Source organism: Bacteroides gallinarum DSM 18171 = JCM 13658 (assembly GCF_000374365.1).
GTDB lineage: Bacteria > Bacteroidota > Bacteroidia > Bacteroidales > Bacteroidaceae > Bacteroides > Bacteroides gallinarum.
Map to the genome: position 1 here is coordinate 33,982 of NZ_KB894151.1, position 6,136 is coordinate 40,117.

General features: G+C 52.5%; 5 protein-coding genes. 4 read left to right on the top strand and 1 reads right to left on the bottom strand.

Features of this window, described 5'->3' with window-relative positions; all coding sequences use genetic code 11:
- Window positions 1–51 precede the first annotated feature (51 nt).
- From C233_RS0116835 to C233_RS0116850, 4 genes are all read left to right on the top strand, one after another.
- Window positions 52–612: a F0F1 ATP synthase subunit delta gene (locus tag C233_RS0116835; RefSeq protein WP_025069049.1), complete on the top strand. Its 561-nt coding sequence runs from the start codon at window positions 52–54 to the stop codon at window positions 610–612.
- Window positions 613–755: 143 nt separating this feature from the next.
- Complete coding sequence (gene atpA, locus C233_RS0116840) at window positions 756–2,339, top strand: F0F1 ATP synthase subunit alpha (protein ID WP_025069050.1); 1,584 nt, start codon at window positions 756–758, stop codon at window positions 2,337–2,339.
- A gap of 62 nt (window positions 2,340–2,401) precedes the next feature.
- Window positions 2,402–3,286 (top strand): F0F1 ATP synthase subunit gamma, encoded by an 885-nt coding sequence (locus C233_RS0116845; RefSeq protein WP_018668726.1) that lies wholly within the window; start codon window positions 2,402–2,404, stop codon window positions 3,284–3,286.
- Between the two features lie 177 nt (window positions 3,287–3,463).
- The gene (locus tag C233_RS0116850; protein WP_018668727.1) at window positions 3,464–5,668 is read left to right on the top strand and encodes an AAA family ATPase; all 2,205 of its coding nucleotides are present in this window, start codon (window positions 3,464–3,466) and stop codon (window positions 5,666–5,668) included.
- On the opposite strand, the gene C233_RS0116855 is transcribed toward C233_RS0116850, so the two are convergent.
- Window positions 5,658–5,879, bottom strand: a complete 222-nt coding sequence (locus C233_RS0116855; protein WP_018668728.1) for a hypothetical protein — start codon at window positions 5,877–5,879, stop codon at window positions 5,658–5,660. The genes C233_RS0116850 and C233_RS0116855 overlap by 11 nt on opposite strands.
- Window positions 5,880–6,136: the final 257 nt, after the last annotated feature.

Here is a 6,136-nt window from a genome sequence, read left to right on the forward strand (position 1 = left end):
CGAGATAGCCGGAACCTGATTTTTTAATCTTCAATTTTTAATTTGATAGGAATGGATATAGGAATTATTTCGATGCGATATGCAAAAGCGCTCATGGAATATGCCAAAAGCACGGGTACGGAAGACCGGCTGTATGCGGAGATGCGCATGCTGAGCCGGAGTTTCGAGAAACACCCCGACCTGCGTACGGCATTGGAGAACCCGATACTGCCGGTACAGGAGAAATTCTCGCTTATCTGTACCGCAGCCGTAGGCGAGGTTCCTGCGGAATGCGAGCTGACCCGCTTCGTTGCGCTGGTGCTGAAGAACAGGCGTGAGGCATTTTTGCAATACATCTGCCTGGGCTTTCTGGAGTTATACAGAAAGAGCCGGCACATCGGTGTTGCAAAGCTGACGACCGCCGTACCCGTAAGCCATGAAATCGGGGAACGTATCCGGAATAGCGCCTCCCATTTGCTGCATGCCACAATGGAGTTGCAGACGGAGGTAGACCCTTCTATCGAGGGCGGGTTCATATTCGACATCAATGATTTCCGCCTGGATGCCAGCATTGCCACCCAGTTGAAGCGGGTGAAACAACAGTTCATCGACAAAAACAGAAGAATCGTCTGATTTACCGTTTGGTAACCTACAATTTACTATTTACTATATTTATAGTATTACGATAAGTAAGTCGTAGGCAAGCCAAAGCAGTATAATGATTCGTTTTTTCAAATAGTAAAAAAGTAAATCGTTAAATAGTAAATACTAAAATGTTGTCTGAAAATATAAAAGTAAGCGAAGTCTCCGATATTCTGCGCAAACAGTTGGAAGGTATCGATACCCGTGTGCAACTGGACGAAATCGGTACGGTGCTGCAAGTCAGCGATGGCGTGGCACGTATCTACGGCTTGCGCAATGCCGAAGCAAACGAGTTGCTGGAATTTGACAACGGTATCAAAGCCATTGTGATGAACCTTGAAGAAGACAACGTAGGTGCGGTGCTGCTGGGTCCTACGGATAAAATCAAGGAAGGGTTCGTGGTGAAACGTACCAAGCGCATAGCCTCCATTATGGTAGGCGAAGGCATGCTGGGACGTGTTATCGACCCGCTGGGCGCACCGTTGGACGGCAAAGGGCTGATAGGCGGCGAGCTTTGTGAAATGCCGCTGGAACGTAAGGCTCCGGGCGTTATTTTCCGCCAGCCGGTGAACCAGCCGTTGCAAACCGGTTTGAAGGCAGTCGATGCCATGATTCCTATCGGCCGCGGACAGCGCGAGCTGATTATCGGCGACCGCCAGACGGGTAAGACCGCGATTGCGGTCGATACTATCATCAACCAGCGTGCCAATTACGAGGCAGGCGACCCCGTGTACTGCATCTACGTGGCTATCGGCCAAAAAGGCTCCACGGTAGCCTCTATCGTAAACACCCTGCGCGAGTACGGCGCTATGGACTACACTATCGTCGTGGCCGCTACGGCGGGCGACCCCGCCGCATTGCAATACTACGCCCCGTTTGCCGGCGCTGCAATAGGCGAGTACTTCCGCGATACCGGCCGCCATGCACTGGTTGTGTACGACGACTTGTCCAAGCAAGCGGTAGCATACCGTGAAGTCTCCCTGATTTTGCGCCGCCCCTCGGGGCGTGAAGCCTATCCGGGCGACATCTTCTACCTGCACTCCCGTTTGCTGGAACGCGCGGCGAAGATTATCAACCAGGAAGAAGTAGCCCGCGAGATGAACGACCTGCCCGAAAGCCTGAAAGGCAAGGTAAAGGGCGGCGGCTCGCTGACGGCGCTCCCTATCATCGAGACACAGGCAGGCGACGTATCCGCCTATATCCCTACGAATGTGATATCCATTACCGACGGACAGATATTCCTCGATACGAACCTCTTCAACCAGGGTAACCGTCCGGCTATCGACGTAGGTATCTCCGTGAGCCGTGTAGGTGGTAACGCCCAAATCAAGGCGATGAAGAAGGTGGCAGGCACGTTGAAGATAGACCAGGCACAGTACCGCGAGCTGGAAGCATTTACCAAGTTCAGTGGCGATATGGACCCGGTAACCGCGCTGACTATCGACAAAGGACAGAAAAACACCCGCTTGCTCGTACAGCCGCAGTACAGCCCGATGCCCGTAGAAAAGCAGATAGCCATTCTGTACTGCGGTACGCACGGCCTGTTGAAAGACGTGCCTTTGGACAAAGTAAGCGAGTTCGAACGCAGTTTCCTCGAATTCCTCGAAAGAGACTATCAAATGGATGTGCTCGACGTCTTGAAGAAGGGTACTATCGACGATGATGTCTGCAAGAAGATAGAAGAAACGGCGGCAAAGACAGCCAAGCAATTTATGTAGATAGCGGTTAGGCGCCCGACAACGCCTAATCGCTAATCACTAACCCCTAATCACTATATGAAATGGCTTCACTGAAAGAGGTAAAAAACCGGATAAGCTCCGTCAAGAGTACGCGCCAGATAACATCGGCGATGAAAATGGTGGCATCCGCCAAGCTGCACAAGGCGCAGGGGCGGATTGAGAATATGCTGCCTTATCAACGGAAGCTGAATGAAATACTGACGAACTTCCTGAGCACGGATGCCACGGTAGAGTCGCCCTATACCGAAGTACGTCCGGTAACGAGGGTGGCGGTTGTAGCATTCTCGTCCAATTCGTCGTTGTGCGGTGCTTTCAACTCCAACGTGGCGAAGATGCTGGAACGTACCCTGGAAGACTATAAAGCGCTGGGCAAGGAAAACATCCTGATATACCCTGTGGGCAAGAAAGTGGAAGAAGCCGTGAAGAAGCTGGGCTTTACGCCGCAGGGCAGCTACCAGGAAATGGCGGACAAGCCTTCGTACATACAGGCATACGAGCTTGCCGGGCTGTTGATGAAAGAGTTCCTGGAGAAACGCATCGATAAGGTGGAGCTGATATATCATCATTTCAAGTCCACCGGTTCGCAGATTCTGACCAGGGACAACTACCTGCCTATCGACTTGGAGAAAGTAGCGGAAAATGCCGCCGGGAGCACGGAAAAAGCCAGTTTCAACCGGGATTACATCGTAGAACCCTCTGCTGCCCGGGTGATAGCCGAACTGCTGCCCAAGGTGCTGAGCCAGAAGATATATACCACTTTGCTGGATTCGAATACATCGGAACACGCCGCCCGTATGCTTGCCATGCAAGCAGCTACGGACAACGCCAACGAGTTGATTCAAGACCTGACGAAGCAGTACAATAAAAGCCGCCAGCAGGCGATTACGAACGAACTGCTGGACATCATCGGCGGCAGCATGAAGTAAAGCTTTCCGGAGCAGAGGCGGAGAGAGGCGCCGTACACAAGACGCGCTTCCCGTTCCAATCGGGCACGGATTACACGGAAAATCACGGACTAATTCAAAGAAAACCGTGACCGCCCGCGTAATCCGTGCCTTATTTATACTACCTTTACCCACTCAACAAGATAAACAGAAAAGACAATGGAGCAGAACCCAGAACTGGCACTTGCATGGCAATTCATCGAAAATACCGGTACGCATCTCTTTTTGACGGGCAAAGCGGGAACCGGCAAGACGACCTTCCTGCGCAAGCTCAAGCAGGAAAGCCCCAAGCGGATGATAGTCGTAGCACCCACGGGCATCGCGGCTATCAATGCCGGCGGCGTAACCATTCACTCATTCTTCCAGATTCCGTTTGCGCCCTACGTGCCCGAAAGCTCGTTCAGCTCCAAAGGCGAGGCAGCCTACCGCTTCCGTTTCGGCAAAGAGAAAATCAACATCATACGCAGCATGGACTTGCTGGTAATCGATGAAATCAGTATGGTACGCGCCGACCTGCTGGATGCGGTGGATGAAATGCTCCGCCGTTACCGCGACCGCTACAAGCCCTTCGGCGGCGTACAACTGCTGATGATAGGCGACCTGCAACAGTTGGCGCCCGTGGTGAAAGACGAAGAGTGGCAGATATTGGGAAAGTATTACGACACCCCCTATTTTTTCTCCAGCCGGGCATTGAAGCAGACGGAATATTGCACTATCGAACTCAAGACCGTGTACAGGCAGAACGACGGCACTTTCCTGGAACTCCTTAACCGTATCCGCGAGAACCATTGCGACCCGCAGGTACTGGAAGCGCTGAACCGCCGCTACCTGCCCGGCTTCCAACCCCGGAAAGAAGAAGGCTACATTCGCCTGGTTACCCATAACTACCAGGCACAACGCATCAACAACTACGAGCTGGCGCAGCTTCCGGGGCGTTCCTACGCTTTCCGCGCTACAATCGACGGGAAGTTTCCCGAATATTCCTATCCGACCGACGAAGTGCTCGAACTGAAAAAAGGCGCCCAGGTGATGTTCGTAAAGAACGACTCGTCCGGCGAGCACCGCTACTACAACGGCATGATTGGCGAAGTGACCGCCGTTTCCGCCGGCAGTATCGAAGTATGCGCCAAAGGAGGCGCACCCTTCCGCCTGCAAGAGGAGGAGTGGACGAATGCGAAATACGTGCTGGACGAGAAAAGCAAGGAAATCGTAGAAGACATCGAAGGGACTTTCCGGCAGTTCCCCTTGAAACTGGCATGGGGCATTACAATCCATAAAAGCCAGGGGTTTACCTTCGAACGTGCCATTATCGATGCCAGCGCATCCTTTGCCCATGGGCAGACATACGTGGCATTGAGCCGTTGTAAAACCCTGGAAGGCCTGGTGCTCAGCGCCCCGCTCTCCGCCAAGGCCGTTATCAGCGACCGGGCGGTAGACAGCTTTACGGAAGAAGCCCGCAGCAACGAACCCGACGAGCAACGCTTCCATTCGTTGCAACGGACGTATTTCCGCGAACTGCTGTCGGGGCTGTTCGACTTCCGGCCGTTGGAACAGGCATTGCAACGCTACGTGCGGCTAATCGACGAGCACCTGTATAAACTCTACCCCAACCAGTTGGCGGCATACAAGGAAGAAGCGGAGCGTTTCCACGAAAAAGCGGTGAAAGTGGCGCAGAAGTTCGGCATGCAGTACAACCGCTTAATCGACGGGGCGCAGGACTTTGCCACAGACACGACTTTGCAGGAACGGATTGTTGCCGGAGCCGGCTATTTCAAAAAAGAACTGGAGCCGCAGTACCACATACTGATAAGGGCGCAGGCGCTTGTTACGGACAATAAAGAACTGAAAAAGCAGTTGGCTGCGGCAAAGGAAGAATTGAACACCCTCTACCTGCTGAAAGACAACCTGCTGGCTTACGTTGCGGAGAACGGCTTCCATACCTCCGGCTACCTGAAGCAGAAAGCCATACTCTCCATTGCCGGCGGAGGGATTTCCGGAAAGGAAGATTTGAGGCGGAGAGGAATGCTGGAAACGGGCGGAAAAGGCACGCAGGAGCGGAAGAAGAAAGAAACCGCCGCCTCCGCCGTCCAAGTGCCGGCGGACATACTGCATCCCGAGCTTTACGGTAGGCTGGTGGCGTGGAGAAATGCCGAGGCAGCCCGGCTGGGCTTGCCCGTCTACACCGTTATCCAGCAAAAGGCGATTTTGGGCATCAGCAACCTGCTACCGCCGGATAAGGCAGCGCTAATCCGCGTTCCTTACTTCGGAAAGAAGGGAGTGGAAAAATACGGGGATACCATTCTGGAAATGGTCTGTGCATACCGCAAGGAGAAAGGGTTGGCTGCACCGGAACTCACTTTTTAGCGTTACGGCCGAACTTCTGTATTTTTATGAGCGTGATTACTATTCCCACGAGGGGGATAACGGTCGTCGTTACGATAGAAACAAGCTTACCCGTAACGCCGGCAAACGTCAGGATATAGTAAAATACGACCTCCGCCAGCGCAATGATACATAAAGCCCGGCATAGATAGCGGGCAGCGCCTTTGGCATCCACATGCTTCTTTTGGGACATTCAGTAAATAATATAAAATCAGCCAACTAATTCATACACAAAATATTGCGAATTAGCTGGCTTTTTTGTATCTTTAGGTATTCCCCCGCAAATAAGGTTTGAAGGCCAAAACGGGGGAAATTCCCCGACTAAGATATGGCTAAGATACAAAATATTTCCGAAATTCACCCAACTTTGGGCTTCACAGAATTTGATGTTCTGGAAAAATACCGCAAAAGTTTTAATGAGAGTGAGCTTGGCAGGCTTCACTCAGTGTT

Bases quoted from the DNA above. Each gene is read 5' to 3' on its own strand.
- C233_RS0116845 (WP_018668726.1), top strand. From the start codon at position 2,402: ATGGCTTCACTGAAAGAGGTAAAAAACCGGATAAGCTCCGTCAAGAGT.
- C233_RS0116835 (WP_025069049.1), top strand. From the start codon at position 52: ATGGATATAGGAATTATTTCGATGCGATATGCAAAAGCGCTCATGGAA.
- C233_RS0116855 (WP_018668728.1), bottom strand. From the start codon at position 5,879: ATGTCCCAAAAGAAGCATGTGGATGCCAAAGGCGCTGCCCGCTATCTA.
- C233_RS0116850 (WP_018668727.1), top strand. From the start codon at position 3,464: ATGGAGCAGAACCCAGAACTGGCACTTGCATGGCAATTCATCGAAAAT.